The 26,265-nt window shown below is 53.5% G+C and carries 26 protein-coding genes; 23 read left to right on the top strand and 3 right to left on the bottom strand.

Translation table 11 applies throughout. The features are described 5' to 3' along the window. Nucleotides 1-197: 197 nt before the first annotated feature. On the bottom strand, nt 198-3,404 hold the full coding sequence (rne, locus tag NA330_RS02995) for a ribonuclease E (RefSeq protein WP_052894948.1): 3,207 nt from the start codon (nt 3,402-3,404) through the stop codon (nt 198-200). Nucleotides 3,405-3,977: 573 nt separating this feature from the next. On the opposite strand from rne, the gene rluC reads away from it, so the two are divergent. The 3 genes from rluC (at nt 3,978) to NA330_RS02980 (ending at nt 6,263) form a co-directional block, all read left to right on the top strand. Continuing rightward, nucleotides 3,978-4,937 (top strand): 23S rRNA pseudouridine(955/2504/2580) synthase RluC, encoded by a 960-nt coding sequence (gene rluC / locus NA330_RS02990; RefSeq protein ID WP_000846314.1) that lies wholly within the window; start codon nt 3,978-3,980, stop codon nt 4,935-4,937. 155 nt (nt 4,938-5,092) lie between these two features. Beyond that, the gene (locus NA330_RS02985) at nt 5,093-5,836 is read left to right on the top strand and encodes a DUF3053 domain-containing protein (RefSeq protein WP_077909710.1); all 744 of its coding nucleotides are present in this window, start codon (nt 5,093-5,095) and stop codon (nt 5,834-5,836) included. Nucleotides 5,837-6,038: 202 nt separating this feature from the next. After that, on the top strand, nt 6,039-6,263 hold the full coding sequence (locus NA330_RS02980) for a hypothetical protein (protein ID WP_000528428.1): 225 nt from the start codon (nt 6,039-6,041) through the stop codon (nt 6,261-6,263). 71 nt (nt 6,264-6,334) lie between these two features. Here the strand turns inward: NA330_RS02980 and NA330_RS02975 are convergent, their stop codons facing one another. After that, a complete protein-coding gene (locus tag NA330_RS02975) occupies nt 6,335-6,919 on the bottom strand; it encodes a Maf family protein (RefSeq protein WP_020898678.1) in 585 nt (194 codons plus the stop codon). A 197-nt stretch (nt 6,920-7,116) separates the two neighbouring features. Here NA330_RS02975 and yceD point away from each other — a divergent pair, with 197 nt between their 5' ends. From yceD to ptsG, 14 genes are all read left to right on the top strand, one after another. Continuing rightward, nucleotides 7,117-7,638, top strand: coding sequence for a 23S rRNA accumulation protein YceD (gene yceD, locus NA330_RS02970; protein WP_001174492.1), 522 nt, complete (start codon nt 7,117-7,119; stop codon nt 7,636-7,638). 51 nt (nt 7,639-7,689) lie between these two features. Beyond that, nucleotides 7,690-7,863 carry a 50S ribosomal protein L32 gene (gene rpmF, locus NA330_RS02965; protein WP_000290727.1) on the top strand — a complete coding sequence of 58 codons (174 nt, stop codon included), beginning with the start codon at nt 7,690-7,692 and terminating at the stop codon, nt 7,861-7,863. A gap of 133 nt (nt 7,864-7,996) precedes the next feature. Beyond that, on the top strand, nt 7,997-9,076 hold the full coding sequence (gene plsX / locus NA330_RS02960; RefSeq protein WP_001518286.1) for a phosphate acyltransferase PlsX: 1,080 nt from the start codon (nt 7,997-7,999) through the stop codon (nt 9,074-9,076). 79 nt (nt 9,077-9,155) lie between these two features. Continuing rightward, a complete protein-coding gene (gene fabH, locus NA330_RS02955) occupies nt 9,156-10,109 on the top strand; it encodes a beta-ketoacyl-ACP synthase III (protein ID WP_000288148.1) in 954 nt (317 codons plus the stop codon). A gap of 15 nt (nt 10,110-10,124) precedes the next feature. Further along, the gene (gene fabD / locus NA330_RS02950) at nt 10,125-11,054 is read left to right on the top strand and encodes an ACP S-malonyltransferase (protein WP_001529843.1); all 930 of its coding nucleotides are present in this window, start codon (nt 10,125-10,127) and stop codon (nt 11,052-11,054) included. A 12-nt stretch (nt 11,055-11,066) separates the two neighbouring features. Next, nucleotides 11,067-11,801, top strand: a complete 735-nt coding sequence (gene fabG, locus NA330_RS02945; RefSeq protein ID WP_000007236.1) for a 3-oxoacyl-ACP reductase FabG — start codon at nt 11,067-11,069, stop codon at nt 11,799-11,801. A 155-nt stretch (nt 11,802-11,956) separates the two neighbouring features. Continuing rightward, nucleotides 11,957-12,193: an acyl carrier protein gene (acpP, locus tag NA330_RS02940; protein ID WP_000103754.1), complete on the top strand. Its 237-nt coding sequence runs from the start codon at nt 11,957-11,959 to the stop codon at nt 12,191-12,193. 85 nt (nt 12,194-12,278) lie between these two features. Beyond that, nucleotides 12,279-13,520, top strand: coding sequence for a beta-ketoacyl-ACP synthase II (gene fabF / locus NA330_RS02935; RefSeq protein WP_000044664.1), 1,242 nt, complete (start codon nt 12,279-12,281; stop codon nt 13,518-13,520). A 123-nt stretch (nt 13,521-13,643) separates the two neighbouring features. Beyond that, nucleotides 13,644-14,453, top strand: coding sequence for an aminodeoxychorismate lyase (gene pabC / locus NA330_RS02930; protein ID WP_000478653.1), 810 nt, complete (start codon nt 13,644-13,646; stop codon nt 14,451-14,453). 2 nt (nt 14,454-14,455) lie between these two features. After that, a complete protein-coding gene (yceG, locus tag NA330_RS02925) occupies nt 14,456-15,478 on the top strand; it encodes a cell division protein YceG (RefSeq protein ID WP_000736459.1) in 1,023 nt (340 codons plus the stop codon). After that, nucleotides 15,468-16,109 carry a dTMP kinase gene (gene tmk, locus NA330_RS02920; RefSeq protein WP_000535396.1) on the top strand — a complete coding sequence of 214 codons (642 nt, stop codon included), beginning with the start codon at nt 15,468-15,470 and terminating at the stop codon, nt 16,107-16,109. The genes yceG and tmk overlap by 11 nt, the downstream gene beginning before the upstream one ends. Continuing rightward, nucleotides 16,106-17,110 carry a DNA polymerase III subunit delta' gene (holB, locus tag NA330_RS02915; RefSeq protein WP_000872450.1) on the top strand — a complete coding sequence of 335 codons (1,005 nt, stop codon included), beginning with the start codon at nt 16,106-16,108 and terminating at the stop codon, nt 17,108-17,110. The genes tmk and holB overlap by 4 nt, the downstream gene beginning before the upstream one ends. A gap of 10 nt (nt 17,111-17,120) precedes the next feature. Next, nucleotides 17,121-17,918 (top strand): metal-dependent hydrolase, encoded by a 798-nt coding sequence (locus NA330_RS02910; protein WP_000480268.1) that lies wholly within the window; start codon nt 17,121-17,123, stop codon nt 17,916-17,918. A gap of 294 nt (nt 17,919-18,212) precedes the next feature. Then, nucleotides 18,213-19,646 carry a PTS glucose transporter subunit IIBC gene (ptsG, locus tag NA330_RS02905; protein WP_000475705.1) on the top strand — a complete coding sequence of 478 codons (1,434 nt, stop codon included), beginning with the start codon at nt 18,213-18,215 and terminating at the stop codon, nt 19,644-19,646. A gap of 85 nt (nt 19,647-19,731) precedes the next feature. Here the strand turns inward: ptsG and fhuE are convergent, their stop codons facing one another. Then, the gene (gene fhuE, locus NA330_RS02900; protein ID WP_017466045.1) at nt 19,732-21,906 is read right to left on the bottom strand and encodes a ferric-rhodotorulic acid/ferric-coprogen receptor FhuE; all 2,175 of its coding nucleotides are present in this window, start codon (nt 21,904-21,906) and stop codon (nt 19,732-19,734) included. Nucleotides 21,907-22,247: 341 nt separating this feature from the next. On the opposite strand from fhuE, the gene hinT reads away from it, so the two are divergent. The 6 genes from hinT to ycfP are packed head-to-tail and all read left to right on the top strand — an operon-like array spanning nt 22,248 to nt 26,044. Continuing rightward, on the top strand, nt 22,248-22,607 hold the full coding sequence (hinT, locus tag NA330_RS02895; RefSeq protein WP_001532068.1) for a purine nucleoside phosphoramidase: 360 nt from the start codon (nt 22,248-22,250) through the stop codon (nt 22,605-22,607). Nucleotides 22,608-22,609: 2 nt separating this feature from the next. Next, nucleotides 22,610-22,984 (top strand): YcfL family protein, encoded by a 375-nt coding sequence (locus NA330_RS02890; protein ID WP_000589563.1) that lies wholly within the window; start codon nt 22,610-22,612, stop codon nt 22,982-22,984. Nucleotides 22,985-22,997: 13 nt separating this feature from the next. Beyond that, nucleotides 22,998-23,636 carry a penicillin-binding protein activator LpoB gene (lpoB, locus tag NA330_RS02885; RefSeq protein ID WP_023242576.1) on the top strand — a complete coding sequence of 213 codons (639 nt, stop codon included), beginning with the start codon at nt 22,998-23,000 and terminating at the stop codon, nt 23,634-23,636. Beyond that, nucleotides 23,617-24,441: a thiamine kinase gene (gene thiK / locus NA330_RS02880; protein WP_023242575.1), complete on the top strand. Its 825-nt coding sequence runs from the start codon at nt 23,617-23,619 to the stop codon at nt 24,439-24,441. The genes lpoB and thiK overlap by 20 nt, the downstream gene beginning before the upstream one ends. Before the next feature lie 10 nt (nt 24,442-24,451). After that, nucleotides 24,452-25,477, top strand: coding sequence for a beta-N-acetylhexosaminidase (nagZ, locus tag NA330_RS02875; RefSeq protein WP_023242574.1), 1,026 nt, complete (start codon nt 24,452-24,454; stop codon nt 25,475-25,477). A 24-nt stretch (nt 25,478-25,501) separates the two neighbouring features. Next, entirely contained in the window at nt 25,502-26,044 is a 543-nt protein-coding gene (ycfP, locus tag NA330_RS02870; protein WP_000587945.1) for an alpha/beta hydrolase YcfP, read from the top strand. Nucleotides 26,045-26,265 lie beyond the last annotated feature (221 nt).

Here is a 26,265-nt window from a genome sequence, read left to right as displayed (position 1 = left end):
ACCCCGGCGCGGGCATTTTTTTAGTCGTCATTGAGTTAGTGGTCATATTGTCGCGCCCGTAGCGACGCCATCCGTACGTATTATCCCGCCCGATCTCATACGCCTGGAGTGACTAAAAGATGCCATGGGGTGAGGCATCGCCCTGTAAGGGGCATAAAAAAGCCGACCTGGCGGTCGGCTTTGTATCAGCATTTACATTATTCTACCGGCTGTGGGCGTGTCGCCGGGGCGCTGGCGTGACGTGTGGCGCTGTGTCCGCCTGCTGCGCCTTTACCTTCAAAGTGGAAGGAAGGGCGCTGCCAGTCGCTATGGTGCGGGGTTTCCGGCACATATTCCGGCGCTGGCGCACGCGTCATCGGCGCGCTGGCGTGGTTATGATCGTCGTCAACGCAGACAACGTCCTGCGGCTTTTCCACCACCTGGGCCGGTGCGATAACGGTTTCTTCTGCCGTGTGCTCCACAACAGCCGCTTCCGCTTTTGTCCCTTCTTCTGGCTCGACAACGACAACATCAGCCACGTTTTCAGCCACCGTAATGGACGCGTCGGCGGTTTCTGCTACCGGTTCGGCGTCAGCAATAACCTCTTGCGCCACCGGCGTATCGCTTTCGGCAATCAGTTGCGGCTGTTCATCAACCGGCGCGGCAATGACTTCCGGATGCGTTGTCTCGACCTCGACGACTTCCGGCGCCTGTGGTTCGGCGACGGTCTGCGGCTCAACGGCAACGTTTTCTACCGCCTGTACCGACGCTTGTGGTTCTAACGCTACGGTCGCAGCGATAACCTGCGGTTCAGCGACAACCGGTTGTGGCAGCGCCAGATCTGCTTCACGCTGCTCTTCAACAACCTGCGTTTCCTGAGGACGGACAATCGGGTAGCGGATCCAGACTTTACCGGACGCCATTTCCGGCGACGCGCAGGCGACGGTTAGCGGCATCGGCGATTGTGTCGGGTAGCGCTCGTCACGATAGCGACGGCGACGCTGACCGCTTACGCGCAGGTGGCGCGGAGAACGGCGGGAGCGACGCGGCATACCGGTATTATCGCGAGGTTCTACGCTATCATCCTGCTCCGGCGCGATATCGGCGACGACAGGTAAATCAACTTTCGCCAACTCGGTACGCGGCGCTGGAACGGGCTGTTCAACGTTTTCAACCGGGCGTGGTTCGTCGACGACGACCGGCGTGTCAACCGTTTCAACCACTGCGCTGTTGGTAAAGCGGACTTTCTGATTAAGCTGGCGCTGCTTGCGGCGCGGCTGAACCTGCTGAACGCGTTCTTCCTGCTCGGTCTCCTGGACAGGTTGTTCTTCGCGGTTAAGCGCTTTTACTTCCTGCTGCGCCTGGCGCTTGTCATCATTGCGGCGGCGGCTGCGTTCGCGACGCGGCGTCTGTTGCTGCTCATCGCCGGTTTTCACTTTTTCCGCCGTTTCCTGCTGGCGGGTATCGCGCGTTTCCGCATTTTGCTGCTGCGCCTGGCGACGGTTACGACGATTATCGTCGCGGCTCTCGCCGCCGTCACGTCCGGCACGGTTATCACGGGTGTCGCGGCGTTCGTTACGATCGCGACGGTTGTTCTGCCGTGGCTTGCGACGATCCTGCTGACGCTCCGCTTTTTCTTCCGCTTTCGGCGCGGCTGTTTCGACGGCTTTCGTTTCTTCACCGCTGAACAGTTGTTTCAGCGCGTTTAGGAAGCGGCTAAACAGACCCGGCTGGGCAGGCTGCGCGGCGGCAACATTATCCTTTTTCGCCGTGGCGACGCTAACCGCCGGTTCGACAGGCGTCGGCGCCGGAGGCACATCTGGCATAGCGAATGTCGCCAGCGCAGGCTGTTCCGGGCGTTTACGCTCGGCGTACTCTTCTTCAGAAGGCAGCGCCATCGCTTCTTCGTGCAGCTTCGGCAGCATGTAGCTCAGGGTCGGCGTTTCTTCCCCTTTGCGTACGCGCAGCACGGAATAGTGCGGCGTTTCCATCTGATCGTTCGGGACGATGACACAGCGGACGCCATCCTGACGCGTCTCAATAGCGTTAACTGCCGTCCGTTTTTCGTTAAGCAGATAAGAGGCGATCGGCACCGGAACAATGGCATGGACTTCCTGCGTATTCTCTTTCAGCGCTTCTTCTTCAATCAGGCGCAGAATGGACAGCGACAGAGATTCGTTATCGCGCACGGTGCCGGTACCGCTACAGCGCGGACACACGTGATGGCTGGATTCGCCCAGCGACGGGCTCAGGCGCTGACGCGACATTTCGAGCAGGCCGAAGCGGGAAATATGGCTAATCTGAATACGCGCCCGGTCCTGACGTACCGCTTCACGCAGACGGTTTTCTACCGCGCGCTGGTGACGTACCGGCGTCATATCGATAAAGTCGATAACGATCAGGCCGCCCAGGTCGCGCAGACGCAACTGACGGGCAATCTCATCGGCCGCTTCGAGATTGGTGTTGAACGCGGTTTCTTCGATATCGCCGCCGCGAGTCGCGCGGGCGGAGTTGATATCGATGGCGGTTAACGCTTCGGTACTGTCAATGACGATGGAGCCGCCGGAGGGCAGGCGCACTTCACGCTGGAACGCTGACTCGATCTGCGATTCGATCTGGTAATGGCTGAACAACGGGATTTCACCGGTGTACAGCTTAATTTTGCTGCTAAAATCCGGGCGGCCCAACGCGGCGATATGCTGACGCGCCATTTCCATCACTTTTGGATTGTCGATCAGGATTTCACCGATATCCTGACGCAGATAGTCGCGAAACGCGCGTACGATGACGTTGCTTTCCTGATGGATCAGGAACGGCGCGGGACGGCTTTCAGCGGCTTTCTGAATGGCTTCCCAGTGTTTCAGGCGGAAGCTTAAATCCCACTGCAACGCTTCGGCGGATTTACCCACGCCTGCGGTACGCACGATAAGCCCCATCCCTTCAGGAAGTTCCAGGCTGGCCAACGCTTCTTTTAACTCGGTACGATCGTCGCCTTCAATGCGACGGGAAATACCACCCGCGCGCGGGTTATTCGGCATCAGTACCAGGTAGCTGCCCGCCAGACTGATAAAGGTGGTTAACGCCGCGCCTTTGTTGCCGCGCTCTTCTTTATCGATTTGAACAATGACTTCCTGGCCTTCGCGTAACACGTCTTTAATGTTCGGGCGACCATGAGCGCTGTAGTTAGCGGGGAAATATTCGCGGGCAATTTCTTTTAACGGGAGGAAACCGTGACGTTCTGCGCCGTAATCAACAAAAGCCGCTTCCAGGCTCGGTTCAATACGGGTAATTTTGCCTTTATAGATGTTCGCTTTTTTCTGCTCGTGTCCGGGGCTTTCTATATCCAGATCGTACAGACGCTGCCCATCTACAAGGGCGACGCGCAACTCTTCCTGCTGAGTCGCGTTGATTAACATTCTTTTCATCGTAACTTACTCATTATTCTTACGTTGACGACTAAGCTGCGGGCATGGTGACGCCTTACCGGGCATGAACCGATGGCCTCGTGACTATTTCGCGTCGCCAACCTCACGGTTATCGTCAGCTCAAAGAGGCGCAGAGTGTCGGTTGCCTGTATTTCATACGGAAACACAGCGCAATTATCAGGGAAGCAGCCTGGGCATTACTCTCCAGAGAAGATCCTATCTACCGGTAAGGACTGCAACCCGCAGCCCGCTAACTGTCTGAAAAATCAATACGTCTTACGCCATTGCTGCGTTGATGATCGGTCAGACAAAATGGGTTATTCCGCTAAACTTTTTGTTTTAACAAGTTTCGGTGCGGAAACCGCATCATTATTCCACTGCTAACCTTGTTATAGCAAGATGACTTTTACCATTTATCACCCGCTTACTCACAGTTTTTTCACCAGCGCGAGCCAATCGCTTTAATAACCAGCAAAACCGCAGTGAAAAATGTTCATCCACTGGCGTAGACGTCTCTATAAGCATAGAAAAATGTGTGGCGCGAATCTCACAGGCTATTTAGAATCGCCCCCCATGAAAACAGAAACGCCATCCGTAAAAATTGTTGCCATCGCCGCTGACGAAGCGGGGCAACGCATTGATAACTTTTTGCGCACTCAATTGAAAGGGGTGCCAAAAAGTATGATTTATCGCATCTTGCGTAAAGGCGAGGTGCGGGTGAACAAAAAACGCATTAAACCGGAATACAAACTGGAAGCGGGCGATGAAGTCCGCATTCCGCCGGTTCGCGTTGCTGAACGCGAAGAAGAGGCCGTGTCGCCGCATTTGCAAAAAGTGGCGGCGTTGGCGGACGTCATTTTGTATGAAGACGACCATATTCTGGTGCTGAATAAGCCTTCCGGCACCGCCGTACACGGCGGGAGCGGGTTAAGTTTTGGCGTCATCGAAGGGCTGCGGGCGTTGCGTCCGGAAGCGCGATTCCTGGAACTGGTGCATCGTCTTGACCGCGATACCTCCGGCGTGCTGTTGGTGGCGAAAAAACGCTCCGCGCTGCGTTCGCTGCATGAGCAACTGCGCGAAAAGGGAATGCAGAAAGATTATCTGGCGCTGGTGCGCGGCCAGTGGCAATCGCACGTTAAAACCGTACAGGCGCCATTATTAAAGAACATTCTGCAAAGCGGCGAACGCATTGTCCGCGTGAGCCAGGAAGGTAAACCGTCAGAAACGCGCTTCAAGGTGGAAGAGCGTTATGCCTTCGCCACGCTGGTGCGCTGTAGCCCGGTCACGGGCCGTACGCATCAGATTCGCGTACATACCCAATATGCCGGTCACCCTATTGCGTTCGACGATCGCTACGGCGACCGTGAGTTTGATCAACAGCTTACCGAAGCGGGAACCGGTCTTAAACGTCTCTTTCTGCACGCCGCGGCGCTGAAGTTCACGCATCCGGGAACGGGCGACGTCATGCGCATTGAAGCGCCAATGGATAACGCCCTGAAGCGCTGTCTACAGGTGCTGCGTAACGCAAAATAGTTCCTCTCTCGGGCAGGTTATCTGCCCGAATCTCACTTTTCTCATAATATTTTTGTTTTGCTGTATCCGACGCATTTTTACCGTTGTGTACTGTTTATTCTTGCGATCCGGATTTCGGCGTGTTTAAGGACGAACAGATGGCCAATACTAGCTGGATGCGCTCATTTACTCAGCGTTGGGGAAAATACGTTATCGTGCCGCTCGTGATCGCGATGTTGGCCGGTTGCGAAGGGAAGGGCGATAGTTCACGACGGGCTTTCGTTGAGTATTTGAATACGCAAATCATTACGTCTCCCGTGGTGGGCGTCTGTGAGTTGACGCCAGCCCAACGTCAGGCTTTTGGTCATTACGCCGATGACTACGATGTACTATTAGCTGCCTACGGGCAAATCTTTGCTGTGGTGTATGAGACCGGCCAGGAGGATAAGATCACCGGTGTTATCCAGTCTGAGCGTGATAATCTGGTTTTCCTGAACGAGCTACGTGTGGCTCGTGACGTAAACAATCGATTTATCCTTCGGTTGAAAAATGTGAGTAGTGAAAACAGAAAAAAATATTCTGCTTTAAAGCTCCCCTCTGATGTGAAGCCTGTCTTTGACGCTGCGTGGAATAAAACCGTAACACCGCTGGATGAGACGATGACTCGCTATTATTTTCTGCGCGGAAAGCGGCTCGACCAACTGGTCGCAATGGGCGAGTTTCTGCAAAAACAGGGAAATAAAGTCCGCTTTGAAACGAATGGAAAAGCGGTTTTTGCCGACCTGGCAGCAAAAGAACACTTTCAGGATCAACAATTTAATTTTTTCATTACGCAGAATGATATAAACCATCTTACTCAGCAGATGGTTGAATTTATAAATAGTCAACAAGATGCGGCTGATGCTGGCAGCGTTAATTAAAGGAATGTGTCGTGAGGTGAAGCAATGTTAGGGGGGCGTAAACTCATCGCGAGATGGAATTTAACGAGTCGCAAGGGGAAGGTTTCAGGACAGTAAACGTACTGAGAGTTGCTCGCGAGAATAAGTTTGTAAGCCGCTTTTGACGCCGTAGAGCGCGTCAGGCGAGTATTGAGAACATGTGTTTTTACAAAACTGAACTGAGATGGGGAATTCATTAACGCGCACGTATACCGCTGTTGATACCCTATGGGATAAAACGCACCGTACATCGGTTCGTAATGCCAATGCTTTTTTTCTGGTCGGTGAATGGATTGACCAGGAAACGGGCCCGCACGAAGAGAGTGAAGATCGGCAGGCGCTAAATTGTTCACAACAAGCGCTTTCCAGTTGGTTAGAACTGGAAGCGGTCGAAACTGCTCCCCAATAAACGGGAGATAACTACCAACACGTGCAGAAACGGCTTTTAGCGGTATTTGAAAAACCTACAGAGTAAGCCGTTTACTGCTGTAGCGGGTTGAAGCCCTCCCGTCGCAGCATCTGGCACAGGGCAATAAGCGGCAAGCCGATCAGCGTGTTCGGATCGCGACCCTCCAGGCGCTCAAATAATGCAATGCCTAAACCTTCGCTTTTAAAACTTCCCGCGCAGTGCAGCGGATGCTCTTTACGGACATAGTCGTCTATTTCCGCTTCGCTTAAATGGCGAAAATGAACGTCAAAAGGCTCCACTTCGGTTTGTAAGTGCCCGGAGGCGGAGTTATACAGTGCCAGTCCGGTATAAAACGTCACAATATTTCCGCTGGCTTTGGCTAATTGCTGACGCGCTTTTTCTTCCGTCAGCGGTTTGCCGGTGATTTCGCCGTCCAGAACACAAATTTGGTCGGAGCCAATAATCAAATGATTCGGGAAACGCGCGGCGAGCGATTGCGCCTTCGCCTGCGCCAGCCGCAGCACCAACTGACGCGGCGCTTCGCCCGGCATGGGGGTTTCATCAACATCCGGCGCGGCGCATTCGAAAGGAATCGTCAGCTTTTCCAGCAGCGTGCGACGCCAGGGAGAGGTAGACGCAAGGATGAGACGGGGCATATTTTTTCCCTCAGATATAGCGTAATGATGAGAGCCATCTTAAACTATGCTCTTCGGTCTTCAAGCCTGTCATACTGACTCGTCTTGAGCGAAAATAAGTCTGTAACCCGCAATGTGTGCGAATTATTGGCAAAAGGCAACCGCAGGCTGCCTTTTTCTTTGACTATATGACGTTACGAAGTTAATATGCGCGCCCTATGCAAAAGGTAAAATTACCCCTGACTCTTGATCCGGTTCGTACCGCTCAAAAACGCCTTGATTACCAGGGTATCTATACCCCCGATCAGGTTGAGCGCGTTGCCGAATCTGTAGTCAGTGTGGACAGTGATGTGGAATGCTCCATGTCGTTCGCTATCGATAACCAGCGTCTCGCCGTTTTAACCGGCGATGCGGTCGTTACGGTGTCGCTCGAATGCCAGCGTTGCGGGAAACCGTTTACCCATCAGGTTCACACAACGTATTGTTTTAGCCCTGTCCGTTCCGACGAGCAGGCTGAAGCACTGCCGGAAGCGTATGAGCCGATTGAGGTAAACGAATTCGGCGAAATCGATCTGCTGGCGACGGTTGAAGATGAAATCATCCTCGCCTTGCCGGTAGTTCCGGTGCATGATTCTGAACACTGTGAAGTGTCCGAGGCGGACATGGTCTTTGGCGAACTGCCTGATGAAGCGCAAAAGCCAAACCCATTTGCCGTATTAGCCAGCTTAAAGCGTAAGTAATAGGTCTTCCCCGCGGACGCAGGGATAAACCGTAATTGAGGAGTAAGGTCCATGGCCGTACAACAGAATAAACCAACCCGTTCCAAACGTGGCATGCGTCGTTCCCATGACGCTCTGACCGCAGTCACCAGCCTGTCTGTAGACAAAACTTCTGGTGAAAAACACCTGCGTCACCACATCACTGCCGACGGTTACTACCGCGGCCGTAAGGTCATCGCTAAGTAATCGCGCGATACTCGATGCCTTTTGCATCACAGGCGTGCCTGTGGTGTAAAAGCCGAAGAGTACAAGCGTGATAAAGCTTAGTGAGGATTTCTCCGCGTAAGCGGAGAACACCGAACCAGGCAGCGACGATACCTTGACACGTCTAACCCTGGCGTTAGATGTCATGGGGGGCGATTTTGGTCCTTCCGTGACGGTGCCTGCAGCATTGCAGGCACTGAACGCTAATTCGCAGCTCACTCTTCTTTTAGTCGGGAATCCCGATATTATCACGCCATTACTTGCCAAAGCTGACTTTGAACAACGTTCGCGTCTGCAGATTATCCCTGCACAGTCAGTTATTGCCAGTGATGCCCGGCCTTCGCAGGCGATCCGCGCCAGTCGCGGGACATCCATGCGTGTGGCCCTGGAGCTTGTGAAAGAAGGCCGAGCCGAAGCTTGCGTTAGCGCCGGTAATACCGGGGCGCTGATGGGGCTGGCGAAATTATTGCTCAAGCCTCTTGAGGGGATTGAGCGTCCGGCGTTGGTGACGGTATTACCGCACCAGCAAAAGGGCAAAACGGTAGTGCTTGATTTGGGTGCCAACGTCGACTGTGACAGTACCATGCTGGTGCAGTTTGCCGTGATGGGCGCCGTTTTGGCGGAAGAGGTCGTCGGGATCAAAAATCCCCGCGTGGCGCTACTCAATATCGGGGAAGAAGAAACCAAAGGCCTCGACAGTATTCGCGAAGCCTCTTTAATGTTAAAAACAGTCCCAACCATCAATTACATCGGCTACCTTGAGGCGAATGAGTTACTGACGGGAAAAACCGATGTACTGGTGTGTGACGGCTTTACAGGCAATGTCACACTTAAAACGATGGAGGGGGTTGTCAGAATGTTCCTTTCACTGCTGAAATCACAGGGCGAGGGGAAAAAACGGTCGTGGTGGCTGCTGTTATTAAAACGTTGGTTACAAAAAAGCCTGACGAGGCGATTCAGTCACCTCAACCCCGACCAGTATAATGGCGCCTGTCTGTTAGGATTGCGCGGCACGGTGATAAAAAGTCATGGTGCGGCCAATCAGCGAGCATTTGCAGTCGCGATTGAACAGGCAGTGCAGGCGGTGCAGCGACAAGTTCCTCAGCGAATTGCCGCTCGCCTGGAATCTGTATACCCAGCCGGATTTGAACCGCTGGACGATGGCAAAGGCGTAAACCTGCGGGCGCACAGATAATATCGCTGTCTCCCCGGCGCCGCCAGCGTGCCAGACGTTTACAGGTAACGGTATATAACCGAAAAGTGACTGAGCGTACATGTATACGAAGATTATTGGTACTGGCAGCTATCTGCCCGAACAAGTGCGGACTAACGCCGATCTGGAAAAAATGGTTGAGACCTCTGACGAGTGGATTGTCACTCGTACAGGTATTCGTGAACGCCATATCGCCGCGCCTAATGAAACTGTCGCGACGATGGGCTTTACCGCTGCGAATCGCGCGATTGAGATGGCGGGGATCGATAAAGACCAAATTGGCTTGATTGTGGTGGCTACCACATCAGCAACGCATGCATTTCCAAGCGCGGCATGTCAGATTCAAAGTATGCTCGGTATTAAAGGTTGCCCGGCGTTTGATGTCGCGGCAGCGTGCGCAGGTTTCACCTACGCGTTAAGCATCGCCGACCAGTACGTTAAATCCGGCGCGGTTAAACACGCGCTGGTGGTCGGTTCCGATGTATTAGCCCGCACTTGCGATCCTGGCGATCGCGGTACGATCATTATTTTCGGCGATGGCGCAGGTGCGGCCGTACTGAGCGCTTCTGAAGAACCGGGTATTATCTCCACTCATCTTCATGCCGATGGCCGTTACGGTGAATTACTGACCCTGCCGAATGCCGATCGCGTAAATCCGGATAACCCGATTTACCTGACGATGGCGGGTAATGAAGTCTTTAAAGTGGCGGTCACTGAACTGGCGCATATTGTCGATGAGACGCTGGCGGCTAATAACCTGGATCGCTCAGAACTCGATTGGCTGGTGCCGCATCAGGCTAACCTGCGTATCATTAGCGCGACAGCGAAAAAACTCGGCATGTCGATGGACAATGTCGTCGTCACGCTGGACAGGCACGGCAATACCTCCGCGGCTTCTGTGCCGTGCGCGCTGGATGAAGCCGTGCGTGACGGGCGAATTAAAGCCGGTCAGCTGGTATTGCTTGAAGCCTTCGGGGGTGGATTCACCTGGGGCTCCGCGCTGATTCGTTTCTAGTATAAGGATTTAAACATGACGCAATTTGCATTTGTGTTCCCCGGTCAGGGTTCTCAGAGCGTTGGGATGTTGGCCGAAATGGCGGCAAATTACCCTATCGTAGAAGAAACGTTTGCTGAAGCTTCTGCGGCTCTGGGATATGATCTGTGGGCGCTCACCCAGCAAGGTCCAGCGGAAGAACTGAATAAAACCTGGCAGACGCAGCCGGCGTTATTAACCGCTTCCGTCGCGCTTTGGCGCGTTTGGCAGCAGCAGGGCGGTAAAATGCCTGCGTTAATGGCAGGTCACAGCCTGGGCGAATATTCCGCGCTGGTTTGCGCTGGCGTCATCAACTTTGCTGATGCCGTTCGTCTGGTGGAAATGCGTGGTAAATTCATGCAGGAAGCGGTTCCGGAAGGTACTGGCGGCATGTCTGCGATCATCGGGCTGGATGATGCCTCTATTGCTAAAGCCTGTGAAGAATCTGCCGAAGGGCAGGTTGTTTCGCCGGTTAACTTTAACTCGCCGGGACAGGTGGTTATCGCCGGGCATAAAGAGGCGGTAGAACGCGCGGGCGCAGCCTGTAAAGCCGCTGGCGCGAAACGCGCGCTGCCGCTGCCGGTGAGCGTACCGTCGCACTGCGCGCTGATGAAACCAGCGGCAGATAAGCTGGCGGTTGAATTAGCCAAAATTACCTTTAACGCGCCTACGGTGCCGGTAGTAAACAACGTTGACGTGAAATGTGAAACCGATGCCGCCGCTATCCGCGATGCGCTGGTTCGCCAGTTGTACAATCCGGTACAGTGGACGAAGAGCGTGGAATTTATCGCGGCGCAGGGCGTTGAACATCTTTATGAAGTGGGTCCAGGTAAAGTCCTCACTGGTCTGACGAAACGTATTGTCGACACCCTGACAGCGTCGGCGCTGAACGAGCCGGCGGCGCTGTCTGCGGCACTTACGCAATAAAAGAGGAAAACCATGAGCTTTGAAGGAAAGATTGCGCTGGTGACTGGTGCAAGCCGTGGCATAGGCCGCGCAATTGCAGAGACTCTCGTTGCCCGCGGCGCGAAAGTTATCGGGACTGCGACCAGTGAAAATGGTGCGAAGAACATTAGCGACTATTTAGGTGCTAACGGGAAAGGTTTGATGTTGAATGTGACCGATCCTGCATCTATTGAATCTGTTCTGGAAAATATTCGCGCAGAATTTGGTGAAGTGGATATCCTGGTTAATAATGCCGGTATCACTCGTGATAATCTGTTGATGCGAATGAAAGATGATGAGTGGAACGATATTATCGAAACCAACTTATCATCCGTTTTCCGCCTGTCAAAAGCGGTAATGCGCGCTATGATGAAAAAGCGTTGTGGTCGCATTATCACTATTGGTTCTGTGGTTGGTACCATGGGAAATGCAGGTCAGGCAAACTACGCTGCGGCGAAAGCGGGCCTGATCGGTTTCAGTAAATCACTGGCGCGTGAAGTTGCGTCCCGTGGTATTACTGTCAATGTTGTGGCTCCGGGTTTTATTGAAACGGACATGACGCGTGCGCTGTCTGACGATCAGCGTGCGGGTATCCTGGCGCAGGTGCCTGCGGGTCGCCTCGGCGGCGCTCAGGAAATCGCCAGCGCGGTTGCATTTTTAGCCTCTGACGAAGCGAGTTACATCACTGGTGAGACTCTGCACGTCAACGGCGGAATGTACATGGTTTAATCACGATTGAAAAATATTTGCGTTATTAGGGCGAAAGGCCGCAAAATAACGTAAAATCGTGGTAAGACCTGCCGGGATTTAGTTGCAAATTTTTCAACATTTTATACACTACGAAAACCATCGCGAAAGCGAGTTTTGATAGGAAATTTAAGAGTATGAGCACTATCGAAGAACGCGTTAAGAAAATTATCGGCGAACAGCTGGGCGTTAAGCAGGAAGAAGTAACCAACAATGCTTCTTTCGTTGAAGACCTGGGCGCAGATTCTCTTGACACCGTTGAGCTGGTAATGGCTCTGGAAGAAGAGTTTGATACTGAGATTCCGGACGAAGAAGCTGAGAAAATCACCACCGTTCAGGCTGCCATTGATTACATCAACGGCCACCAGGCGTAAGTGAACATCTCCAGGCGGTCGTTCGACCGCCTGAGTTTTATCTTTTTGTCCCACTAGAATCATTTTCCCTCCCTGGAGGACAACCGTGTCTAAGCGTCGTGTAGTTGTGACCGGACTGGGCATGTTGTCTCCTGTCGGCAATACCGTAGAGTCTACCTGGAAAGCTCTCCTTGCCGGTCAGAGTGGCATCAGCCTGATCGACCATTTCGATACTAGCGCCTATGCAACGAAATTTGCTGGCTTAGTAAAGGATTTTAACTGTGATGACATTATCTCGCGCAAAGAACAGCGCAAGATGGATGCCTTCATTCAATATGGAATTGTCGCTGGCGTACAGGCCATGCAGGATTCTGGCCTTGAAGTGACGGAAGAGAACGCAAGCCGTATTGGCGCCGCTATCGGCTCCGGTATCGGTGGTCTCGGTCTGATCGAAGAAAACCACAGTTCGCTGGTAAAAGGCGGACCGCGTAAGATTAGCCCGTTCTTTGTCCCGTCGACGATTGTTAACATGGTAGCAGGCCATCTGACTATCATGTATGGCCTGCGTGGGCCAAGCATCTCTATTGCGACTGCCTGTACTTCAGGCGTGCATAACATCGGCCATGCCGCGCGTATCATCGCCTATGGCGATGCGGACGCGATGGTGGCAGGTGGCGCAGAAAAAGCCAGTACGCCGCTGGGCGTAGGCGGTTTTGGCGCAGCGCGCGCGCTGTCGACCCGCAACGATAACCCACAGGCGGCTAGCCGTCCGTGGGATAAAGAACGCGATGGTTTTGTACTGGGCGACGGCGCCGGTATGTTGGTGCTTGAAGAGTACGAACATGCAAAAGCGCGTGGTGCGAAAATCTATGCTGAAATCGTCGGCTTTGGTATGAGCAGCGATGCTTACCATATGACGTCGCCGCCGGAAAATGGCGCAGGCGCTGCGCTGGCGATGGTTAACGCGTTGCGTGATGCCGCGATTGAGCCTGCTCAGATTGGCTACGTCAACGCGCACGGCACGTCGACGCCTGCCGGCGACAAAGCTGAGACGCAGGCGGTTAAGTCAGTCTTTGGCGATGCCGCAAGCCGAGTGATGGTGAGCTCGACCAAATCGATGACCGGCCATCTGTTGGGCGCCGCAGGCGCAGTAGAGTCTATTTTCTCTATTCTGGCGCTGCGCGATCAGGCCATTCCGCCAACCATTAATCTGGATAACCCGGATGAAGGTTGCGATCTGGACTTTGTGCCGCATGAAGCGCGCCAGGTCAGCGATCTGGAGTACGCTCTGTGTAACTCCTTTGGCTTTGGCGGAACTAACGGTTCCTTGATTTTTAAAAAGATCTAAGTTAAGCCAGAGACAGACATTAATAAAAAGGTCCGCTTGTCGGGCCTTTTTTATCAGGCATATCACCTCTTGTTCTGCGTTATTCATCCTGCCACACTAGCAGGCGACGGATAAGGAGCCACTATGTTTTTAATTAATGGCCATGCGCAGGATCAACTTGCTGTAAGCGACCGGGCGACGCAGTTCGGCGATGGCAGTTTTACGACCGCACGTATTGTTGATGGCAACATTTGCCATCTGGAAGCGCATCTTCAGCGCTTGCAGGTTGCCTGTGAAAAATTACGGATCGCTTTTAGCCATTGGGCGACCCTTCGGCAAGAGATGACAATGTTGGCCACAGGGCATGATTCAGGCGTGTTGAAAGTGATCATTAGCCGTGGCAGCGGCGGCCGGGGATACAGCGCCATGAATTGTCAGGCAGCTACCCGAATCCTCTCCGTTTCTGCTTATCCCGCTTATTATTCTCAGTGGCGTAAGCAAGGCATCACTCTTACCCTTAGTCCCATACCGCTTGGGCGCAATCCTTATCTTGCCGGATTAAAACATCTGAACCGCCTCGAACAGGTGTTGATTCGCTCTCATCTTGAGCAGACGGACGCCGATGAGGCGCTGGTTCTTGACAGCGAGGGATGGGTTACGGAATGCTGTGCGGCTAATTTGTTCTGGCGTACAGGCGACATTGTTTTTACGCCGCGTCTGGATCAGGCCGGGGTGAACGGCATTATGCGACAATTTTGTTTACGCCAACTGGCGCAATCTCCTTTCCAGGTTCTTGAAGTACAGGCGAGAGAGGAGGCAGTCAGGCAGGCGGATGAGATTATCATCTGCAACGCGCTAATGCCGATTATTCCCATACGCGCCTATCACGGGACGTCGTATTCTTCGCGAACACTGTTTCAATTTTTAGCCCCATTTTGTGAGCATCCGAATTAGTTATGAAAAAATTGTCAGGCGTTTTCCTTCTGCTGTTGGTTGTGCTGGGTATTGCCGCGGGCGTGGGGATGTGGAAAGTTCGCCATCTGGCGAACAGCACGTTACTTATTAAAAACGAGACTATCTTTACGCTCAAGGCGGGAACGGGTCGGCTGGCGCTTGGTGACCAGCTTTATGATGAAAAAATCATTAATCGTCCCCGGGTATTTCAGTGGCTGCTGCGCGTGGAGCCTGAGTTATCGCACTTTAAAGCGGGAACTTACCGTTTTACGCCGGGTATGACCGTACGGGAGATGCTTGAGTTGCTGGAGAGCGGCAAAGAAGCGCAATTCCCGTTGCGGTTTGTGGAAGGGATGCGCCTTAGCGATTACCTGAAACAGCTACGAGAGGCGCCGTATATTCGCCATACATTGCCGGATGATGACTACGCCACTGTCGCTCAGGCATTAAAGCTTGCGCATCCGGAATGGGTAGAAGGGTGGTTCTGGCCCGATACCTGGATGTATACCGCCAACACCAGCGATGTCGCTATTCTCAAGCGAGCGCACCAAAAGATGGTGAAAGCTGTCGATACTGTCTGGAAAGGCCGGGCCGAGGGGCTGCCTTATAAAGATCAGAACCAACTGGTGACAATGGCCTCGATTATTGAAAAAGAGACGGCTGTCGCCAGCGAACGCGATCAGGTGGCCTCAGTCTTTATTAATCGCCTGAGAATCGGTATGCGCCTTCAGACCGATCCCACCGTGATTTACGGGATGGGGACGAGTTATAATGGTAACTTGTCGCGTGCGGATCTGGAAAAGCCGACGGCTTATAACACGTATACCATAACCGGGCTGCCGCCAGGACCGATCGCATCGCCCAGCGAAGCGTCATTGCAGGCGGCGGCGCATCCGGCGAAAACGCCGTATCTCTATTTTGTGGCCGACGGTAAAGGCGGTCACACATTTAACACCAATCTTGCCAGCCATAATCGGTCAGTGCAGGAGTACCTGAAAGTGCTTAAGGAAAAAAATGGGCAGTAATTATATCGTCATCGAGGGCCTGGAAGGCGCCGGAAAAACCACTGCGCGCGACGTGGTGGTGGAGACCCTTGAGCAACTGGGTATTCGTAACATGATTTTTACCCGTGAGCCGGGCGGTACGCAGCTTGCTGAAAAACTACGAAGTCTGGTGCTGGATATCCGATCGGTAGGCGACGAAGTGATTACCGATAAAGCGGAAGTACTGATGTTTTATGCCGCTCGCGTACAGCTCGTCGAAACGGTAATCAAACCCGCGCTGGCGCAAGGCATATGGGTGATCGGCGATCGCCACGATCTCTCGACCCAGGCGTATCAGGGGGGAGGGCGCGGCATTGATCAAACCATGCTGGCGACACTACGCGATGCCGTGCTGGGCGATTTTCGCCCTGACCTGACGCTGTATCTGGATGTCACGCCGGAAGTCGGGCTAAAACGCGCCAGAGCGCGCGGCGATTTGGATCGCATTGAGCAGGAATCTTTTGATTTCTTTAACCGGACTCGCGCGCGCTATCTGGAACTGGCGGCGCAAGACTCGCGTATCCGCACCATTGACGCGACCCAGCCGCTGGATGCCGTCATGCGCGACATTCGCGCCACGGTGACGAAGTGGGTGCAGGAGCAAGCGGCATGAAATGGTATCCATGGTTACGGCCCGCCTATGAAAAACTGGTAGAAAGTTACCAGGCGGGACGTGGGCACCATGCGCTACTGATTCAGGCCTTACCTGGCATGGGCGACGAGGCGCTGTGCTATGCGCTGAGCCGTTATCTGTTATGCCAGCAGCCTGAGGGCCACAAAAGCTGTGGGCATTGCCGTGGCTGTCAGCTTATGCAGGCTGGCACGCATCCGGACTATTACACGCTGACGCCGGATAAAGGCAAAAGTAGCCTCGGCGTAGATGCGGTACGCGAGGTCAGCGAGAAATTGTACGAGCACTCCCGTCTGGGCGGCGCGAAGGTGGTGTGGATTGCGGATGCGGCGCTATTAACCGACGCCGCCGCCAATGCGTTGCTCAAAACGCTGGAAGAGCCGCCGGAGCAAACCTGGTTTTTCCTTGCCAGCCCGGAGCCTGCTCGTCTGTTGGCGACATTACGCAGCCGCTGCCGGCTGCATCATCTGGCGCCGCCGTCCGAATCGTATGCGATGTCATGGCTATCGCGAGAAGTGACGGCGTCACAAGAAGCATTGCTCACGGCGCTACGCCTGAACGCGGGGTCGCCCGGCGCCGCGCTGGCGCTGTTGCAGTCTGAACGCTGGGCGCAGCGTGAGGCGCTGTGTCAGGCGTTAATGGACAGTTTGCATACGGGCGACTGGTATGCGTTATTAACGGCGCTCAATCATGAGCAAGCCCCGGCGCGCCTGCACTGGCTGGCGACGCTGCTGGTAGACGCGCTGAAACGTCAGCACGGCGCGTCGTACCTGACAAACGTTGATGCGGACGCGGTTGTTGCCGCGCTGGCGGGGCCGCTATCCCCGGCGCGTATTCAGGCAATCCTGAACGATGTTTGCCATTGTCGTGATCAATTACTTCATGTGACCGGATTAAACCGCGAACTGGTATTAACCGATCTCATTCTCCGCATCGAGCATTACCTGCAACCAGGCACCTTGTTGCCTGTTCCTCATCTTTGAGAGAGACATTATGTTTTTAGTCGACTCACACTGCCATCTTGATGGTCTGGATTATCAATCTTTGCATAAGGACGTGGACGATGTGCTGGCAAAAGCCGCCGCGCGCGATGTGAAGTTCTGTTTAGCGGTGGCGACGACGCTGCCGGGGTATCGCCATATGCGCGAGCTGGTGGGCAAGCGCGATAATGTGGTCTTTTCCTGCGGCGTGCATCCGTTAAATCAGGATGAAGCATATGACGTAGAAGAACTGCGCCTCCTTGCTGCAGAAGACGATGTGGTGGCGATGGGCGAGACCGGGCTTGATTACTTTTACACGCCTGAGACCAAAATCCGCCAGCAGGCGTCTTTTATTCATCATATCCAGATTGGCCGCGAATTGCATAAACCGGTGATTGTCCATACTCGCGACGCGCGTGCCGATACGCTGGCTATCCTGCGCGAAGAAAAAGTGACGGATTGCGGCGGCGTACTACACTGTTTTACAGAAGACAGAGAAACGGCCGGCAAATTGCTGGATCTGGGGTTTTATATCTCTTTTTCCGGCATCGTAACGTTCCGTAACGCTGAACAGTTGCGTGATGCGGCGCGCTATGTGCCGCTTGATCGGTTATTAGTCGAGACCGATTCTCCTTATCTGGCGCCGGTGCCGCATCGCGGTAAAGAGAACCAGCCTGCGATGGTACGCGACGTCGCAGAATATATGGCGGTATTGAAAGGGGTTGCCGTTGAAGAACTGGCGCAGATCACCACCGATAACTTTGCTCGCCTGTTCCATATTGACGCGTCTCGCCTGTCATCAATCCGTTAAACGAGTTTTTTTAAAGCTCGTAATTAATAAGCAAAGCGCGTAAAGTTCACCGCCACAAAAGGGGCGGTGAGCGAGCTTATGGAAACATTCGGAAACTCATTTTGGCAGAATGTGATACTTTTTAGGCTATCTGGCGCTGAAACGTGATAGCCGTCAAACAAAATCAGACGTATTTATTTTACTCTGTGTAATAAATAAAAGGGCACTTAGAGGTCCTGTCCACGGCGGGGTTCTCCCCCCTCGCCAATGCGTGAGAACGTAGAAAAGCACAAATACTCAGGAGCACTCTCAATTATGTTTAAGAATGCATTTGCTAACCTGCAAAAGGTCGGTAAATCGCTGATGCTGCCGGTATCCGTACTCCCTATCGCAGGTATCCTGCTGGGTGTCGGTTCCGCTAACTTCAGCTGGCTGCCAGCCGTTGTATCGCACGTTATGGCAGAAGCAGGCGGATCTGTTTTTGCCAATATGCCGCTGATTTTCGCTATCGGCGTGGCGTTGGGCTTTACCAACAACGACGGCGTTTCGGCTCTGGCGGCGGTAGTAGCGTATGGCATCATGGTGAAAACCATGGCTGTGGTTGCGCCGCTGGTTCTGCATTTACCTGCTGAAGAGATCGCCGCTAAACACCTTGCTGATACGGGTGTTCTCGGGGGGATTATCTCCGGTGCGATCGCAGCGTATATGTTTAACCGCTTCTACCGTATCAAACTGCCTGAGTATCTGGGCTTCTTTGCGGGCAAACGCTTCGTGCCGATCATTTCGGGTCTGGCCGCTATTTTTACCGGTGTGGTGCTGTCTTTCGTATGGCCGCCAATCGGTACGGCTATCCAGGCGTTCTCGCAGTGGGCGGCTTATCAGAACCCGGTTGTCGCGTTTGGTATTTACGGTTTTATCGAGCGTTGCCTGGTGCCGTTTGGTCTGCATCATATCTGGAACGTTCCTTTCCAGATGCAGATCGGCGAATACACCAACGCAGCGGGTCAGGTATTCCACGGCGACATTCCGCGCTATATGGCGGGCGACCCGACGGCGGGTATGTTGTCTGGCGGCTTCCTGTTCAAAATGTACGGTCTGCCGGCTGCGGCCATTGCTATCTGGCACTCTGCTAAACCGGAAAACCGCGCAAAAGTGGGCGGTATCATGATTTCCGCCGCGCTGACCTCGTTTTTGACGGGTATTACCGAGCCTATCGAGTTCTCCTTCATGTTCGTGGCGCCGATCCTGTACATTATTCACGCAATTCTGGCAGGTCTGGCATTCCCGATCTGTATCCTGCTGGGGATGCGTGACGGTACGTCGTTCTCCCACGGTCTGATCGACTTTATCGTGCTGTCCGGTAACAGCAGCAAATTGTGGCTGTTCCCGATTGTTGGCGCCGGTTATGCGATTGTGTACTACACCGTGTTCCGCGTGCTGATCAAAGCGCTGGATCTGAAAACGCCGGGTCGTGAAGACACTACTGATGACGCAAAAGCGGGCGCGACCAGCGAAATGGCGCCGGCTTTGGTTGCGGCGTTTGGCGGTAAAGAGAACATCACTAACCTGGATGCCTGTATCACGCGTCTGCGCGTGAGCGTAGCCGATGTAGCGAAAGTGGATCAGGCTGGCCTGAAGAAACTGGGCGCGGCAGGCGTTGTCGTCGCGGGTTCCGGCGTTCAGGCTATTTTTGGTACGAAATCCGATAACCTGAAAACGGAAATGGATGAGTACATCCGTAACAGCTAAGCAGTAATGATGTTGGGGAGAATTAAGGCAGCCATTCGGCTGCCTTTTTTTAATGGCGCTTTACATGCCGCTCTCCGACAGTCTGTCAGAACTGATAATTGGCGGTGAGGCTGACGTTACGCGGCGCGCCGTAAACAATGGAACCATCAATATTGGTGTCGTAGGTTTTATCAAACAGGTTGTTGATGTTTCCCTGCACGGAAAAATTTTTCGTCACCTGATAGCGGGTAAACAGATCGACCAGCGCATAGCTGCCCTGTTCGGCGCGGAAAGTGCCGTACGGCGTCGTGGTATCTTTGTAAACCCGATTCTGCCAGTTCACGCCGCCGCCGACCGTCAGCTCCGGTATCGCCGGCAGACGATAGCGGGTGAATAACTTCACGCTGGTGCGCGGAAGATTAGGGTTCACGGCGTTACCTTCATTGTCCTCGGCAACATACCGGGTAGCCCCGAAAGTCATCTGCCAGTTATCGGTAATTGCACCGTTCACTTCAAATTCGACGCCTTTGCTCACCGTTCCGTCAGTAGACTTCCAGGCAAACTCCCCATTACTGCCAGGGATGGGAATAGTGGTTGCCTGAGCGACGTTATCCTGCTCAATGCGGAACACGGACAATGTGGTGGTGAGGCGGCTGTTCATCCAGTCGGACTTCAGGCCCGCTTCATAGTTATTACCGGTAATCGGAGCCAGATATTGACCCGCTTTGTCGCGTTTATTCTGCGGCTGAAAGATAGAGGTATAACTGGCATAAGCGGACCAGTTGTCGTTGATATCATAAATCAGCCCGGCATACGGCGTGGTATGGTTTTTCTCCATGCTGTAGGTCAGTGTATCAACACGCCAGTTGGTATAACGAGCGCCAAGAATCAGATGCAGCGGGTCGGCCAGCGAAATGCGCGTAGCGGCATACAGCGATTTCATATGCGTGGTATCGTCCTGCGCCAGATTTTGTGGCGCCCAGTGGGTTTGGGGGAAATTACCGTTAAAGGCGCTGAAGTTGCCAATGTCGTCCGGAAAGACGTTCGCCCAGGCGCTAAAATAGCGGTTATTCTGCTTACTATAACTGCCGCCAAACATCATATTGTGCTGACGGCCAAACAGCTCATAAGCGCCATCGGCAAAGAGATCTATGGCATCTACTTTGCGCTTGCCGCTGTTCCAGCCCGTACCGCCGACCACGGGGTAGCTTGCGCCATAAGGACTCACCAGCGTACCTGTCTCTTTATCGACTAACGCATCGATATACATCATTTTACTGTCGAATTTGACCTCAGTATGGGTCGCATTCAGGGTCGCCTGCCAGCTTTCGGCAAAACGCTGCTTAAGCGTGACGAAGAATTTATTTATCTCTTTGTTGTTATAAGCCCAGTCCGGGGCGGTACTACGCGCGCGGTCATAGCTATTTTTGCTGCCATCGGTGTTCCAGCGCGGCAGACCGCCCCAGGTTGGGCTGTTGACATCAATTTTTTGATATTCATAACCGGCTGAAAGGCTGGTAGTTGCACCCAGATCGGCATCGATAATTCCGGAAAAGAACGCTTTCTCACTGTTATAGCGGTCCAGCCAGGAATCATTATTCTGATAACCCGCCACGATGCGCCCACGGACATTGCCGTCTGCGGTGAGCGGACTTTGCAGATCCATGACGTAACGCTGCTTATTCCAGCTACCGTATTCTGTGGAGACGTTACCTTTGAACTCCCGACTGGTGGCGTGTTTACGGATCATATTAATTGAGGCAGAAGGATTGCCGGTTCCGGTCATCAGCCCATTCGCGCCGCGAACCACCTCCACGCGCTCATACAGCGCGGTATCCGTTAGCGCATCGCCCAGATTCCAGCGGGACTCAAAATACGTTGGAATACCGTCAACCATATAGTTGTCAATTTCAAACCCGCGCGAGTAATAGCTGATGCGATCGGAGTCAGCCTGGCTTCCGCTGATCCCCAGCGTATTGGTCATCACCTCGCCCAGGGTTTGCAACTGCTGGTCTTCCATACGCTGTTGGCTGACAATACTGACCGACTGCGGGATATCGCGCTGAGTCATCGGCATTTTGGTGCCCGCTGCGGTCGTTTTCACGCTGTAATCCTGTTCTTCACGGTTTACGGCGTCAGCGGTCGTCGCGCCTTCGACAATAACGGTATCCTCAGCCGCGAAGGCGGCAGGCATAAATGCCATCGCCATACCCATAGCTAACAGCGACGGTGCGGCGGTGGACGGAAGGTGTTTGTCCCGGCGGTATTGAATGAAAGACATCTGAAAATCCTTGCTTGTTATTGGGGTAAGTTCAGGACGTATGACGTTGAACCTTTTCATTCTTTGCTAGTTAATGCGCATAAAAATGCAAATGAGAAATATACGCATTTGTATTAAATGTGTAAAACGGTATAACCAAGGAAACTAGAAATATTTTTTAAGCGTACAAAGGCGTCATGGCAGGGGGATATGGCGGTAAGTCCAGCATGTAGTCATTTTTCGCTTAATAAATCGTGGGTTAAAGTTGAAAGAGCGTCGGTAACTCGCTCATACTCTATACTCGCAGTATGGCTCGGCGTAGCATGTGCGCTGCAAGGGCTATTATGAAAAAGGAAAACGTCGTGGCAGAAGAAACTATATTCAGCAAAATTATTCGTCGTGAAATCCCTTCGGATATCGTTTATCAGGATGAGTTGGTCACCGCCTTTCGTGATATTTCACCGCAGGCGCCGACGCATATCTTGATTATTCCCAATATCCTGATCCCAACCGTCAATGACGTGACGGCGGAACATGAACAGGCGTTAGGTCGGATGATCACCGTGGCGGCGAAAATCGCCGAACAAGAAGGCATTGCCGAAGATGGGTATCGTTTAATCATGAATACCAACCGTCATGGGGGCCAGGAGGTTTATCATATCCATATGCACCTACTGGGCGGCCGCCCGCTAGGCCCGATGCTGGCGCATAAAGGCTTGTAAGTATGATCAAAGGATGCATCGCGGTTTCTCTGGGCTTGCTGCTGCTTACCGGCTGCCGGTCACACCCTGAAATTCCGGTAAGCGACGCGCAGTCGCTGGTGATGGAGTCCACGGTTCTGGCGGCGGGCGTCACCGCAGAGCCGCCTGAACTGACGGCGTCTGATATCCAGCCATCAGCCTCTTCCCGCGTCTATAACGAAAGGCAAGAGCCCATAACCGTTCATTATCGGTTTTACTGGTATGACGCGCGGGGGCTGGAGATGCATCCGCTGGAGGCGCCGCGTAGCGTAACCATACCCGCGCGTTCGTCGGTAACGCTATTTGGCAGCGCCAATTATCTGGGGGCGCATAAGGTCAGGCTTTATCTTTATTTGTGAGGAGTGAATTTTGATGACAAAAATGCATCGCTACGCCGCCATCGCTGCGCTGGCGATATTTCTCTCCGGGTGTATGGCGCAACGTCAACCTGCGCCAGTTGAAGAGGTAAAACCAGCGCCAGAACAACCCGCGCAGCCGCCGCAACCTCCTGTTGTGCCGTCTGTGCCAACCATTCCACAGCAACCGGGGCCGATCGAACATGAAGATCAAACGGGCCAGCCAGCGCCTAAGGTGCGCCACTATGACTGGAACGGCGCGATGCAACCGCTGGTCAGCAAAATGTTGCAGGCTGATGGCGTGACGGCCGGAAACGTATTGCTTGTCGACAGCGTGAATAACCGGACGAATGGGTCGTTAAATGCGAACGAGGCAACGGAAACGTTACGTAATGCGCTGGCGAACAACGGTAAATTTACGCTGGTCTCCGTACAGCAACTCGCGATGGCAAAACAGCAGCTAGGGTTGTCTCCGCAGGATAGTCTGGGAACGCGCAGTAAAGCTATTGGCATTGCGCGCAACGTCGGGGCGCAATATGTACTTTACTCCAGCGCATCCGGTAACGTTAACGCGCCTGCATTACAGATGCAGTTAATGCTGGTGCAAACTGGCGAGATAATCTGGTCAGGTAAAGGTGCGGTCCAACAACAATAATCCCTTAACGCGCGACGAGATCCTGTCGCGCTATTTTCCCCAGTATCGTCCCGCCGTCGTTGCATCGCAGGGGCTAAGCGGCGGGAGCTGTATTATTGCTCACGATACTCACCGTATCGTGCTGCGCCGTCATCACGACCCCGACGCTCCACCAGCCCATTTTTTACGTCATCACCGCGCCTTATCCCAATTGCCGGCCAGTCTGGCGCCGCGAGCGCTTTTTTATACGCCGGGCTGGATGGCGGTAGAATATCTGCATGGTGTGGTAAATTCCGCTCTGCCAGATGCCGACGAACTGGCGGCCTTACTGTATCATTTGCATCAACAGCCGCGTTTTGGCTGGCGTATCGCGCTATCGCCACTATTGGCGCAGTACTGGTCGTGTTGCGATCCGGCAAGGCGTACGCCGTTTTGGTTGCGGCGGCTCAAACAGTTGCAAAAAAACGGTGAACCTCGCCCGCTGCGGCTCGCGCCTTTGCATATGGATGTCCATGGCGACAATATAGTATTAACGTCCGCCGGGTTGAGACTGATTGACTGGGAGTATGCCGGCGACGGCGATATTGCGTTGGAGCTGGCGGCAGTATGGGTTGATGATGAACGCCAGCACCGACAACTGGCAGACGCTTATGCAGCGCGCGCGCGAATCGACGCCCGGCAGCTATGGCGACAGATACGATTATGGCACCCCTGGGTCATTATGCTAAAAGCAGGGTGGTTCGAATACCGCTGGCGACAAACCGGCGAGCAACAATTTATCAGGCTGGCCGATGAAACCTGGCGCCAGCTACGTATGAAAGGATAAGGAGAGCAGTGTGGGCCCAGTAATGTTGAATGTCGAAGGATGTGAGCTGGATGCGGAGGAGCGCGAGATACTGGCGCATCCGCTGGTTGGCGGGCTTATTCTGTTCACGCGTAATTACCATGATCCGGAACAGTTGCGCGAATTAGTGCGCCAGATTCGGGCGGCATCGCGTAACCATCTGGTGGTGGCCGTCGATCAGGAAGGCGGGCGCGTACAGCGTTTCCGTGAAGGGTTTACCCGCCTGCCCGCGGCGCAATCTTTTTTTGCGCTGCATGGGCTGGAAGAGGGGGGACGACTGGCGCAGGAGGCAGGGTGGCTGATGGCCAGCGAAATGATCGCGATGGATATTGATATCAGTTTTGCGCCAGTGCTGGACGTCGGGCATATCAGCGCGGCAATTGGCGAGCGTTCTTATCATGCCGATCCCGCAAAAGCGTTGGCAATGGCAACGCGCTTTATTGACGGCATGCATGACGCCGGGATGAAAACGACCGGTAAGCATTTCCCCGGCCACGGCGCGGTCACGGCGGACTCCCACAAAGAGACGCCGTGCGATCCACGTCCTGAAACGGACATTCGTGGTAAAGATATGTCGGTGTTCCGCACGCTGATTAGCGAGAATAAACTGGATGCGATTATGCCTGCCCACGTGATCTACCGCGCTACCGATCCGCGTCCGGCAAGCGGTTCGCCGTACTGGCTGAAAACGGTGCTGCGTCAGGAGTTAGGCTTTGACGGCGTCATTTTCTCCGACGATCTGTCGATGGAGGGCGCGGCGATTATGGGCAGCTATGCTGAGCGCGCTCAGGCGTCGCTGGATGCGGGTTGCGATATGATTCTGGTCTGCAATAATCGTAAAGGCGCAGTCAGCGTGCTGGATAATCTGTCGCCGATCAAAGCAGAACGTGTTACACGTTTGTATCATAAAGGTTCATTTTCACGCCGGGAGCTCATGGACTCAGCACGCTGGAAAACAGCCAGCGCCCAGCTCAACCAGTTACATGAACGCTGGCAGGAAGAAAAAGCAGGTCATTAACTCGAGTTTTCGTGAGGGTGCCAGATGATTATTTATTTACACGGTTTTGATTCAAATAGTCCGGGCAACCATGAAAAAGTGTTGCAATTACAGTTTATCGACCCGGATGTTCGGCTGGTAAGCTACAGTACGCGGCATCCTAAGCACGATATGCAGCATCTGCTGAAAGAAGTGGACAAAATGTTGCAGTTGAATGTGGACGAGCGCCCTTTAATCTGTGGCGTGGGGCTGGGCGGTTACTGGGCGGAGCGGATTGGCTTTTTGTGCGATATCCGTCAGGTGGTTTTTAACCCGAACCTGTTCCCCTATGAAAACATGGAGGGGAAAATCGATCGCCCGGAAGAATATGCGGACATCGCTACAAAGTGCGTGACCAACTTTCGCGAAAAAAATCGCGATCGTTGTCTGGTGATCCTCTCGCGTCATGACGAAGCGCTGGACAGCCAACGCTCAGCGCAAGCGCTTCACCCGTATTATGAAATTGTGTGGGATGAGGAACAGACTCACAAATTCAAAAATATTTCGCCGCACTTGCAACGTATCAAAGCGTTTAAAACGCTGGGGTAACGCCCCCGGCAATATGGCGTTATCAGTGACCGGATAACCAGCCTTGCGGCTGGTTTTTTTATGCTCAATTCTCGCAAACTGTCTATCTTTTCAGCATGAAAACTTGATGCACATCAATTTTGGTATGACCAATGCACCGTTCATGCTATTCTCATATCAGAAGCTTATTCTCATTAACGTAACTTGTTGTTAATTAAAGGCTATGCTAATAACTTTTAATT

This window comes from Salmonella sp. NW722, assembly GCF_051702785.1.
Classification (GTDB): domain Bacteria; phylum Pseudomonadota; class Gammaproteobacteria; order Enterobacterales; family Enterobacteriaceae; genus Salmonella; species Salmonella enterica.
Note: the sequence above shows the minus strand (reverse complement) of the source record. Positions and strands in the feature narration are given on the sequence as shown.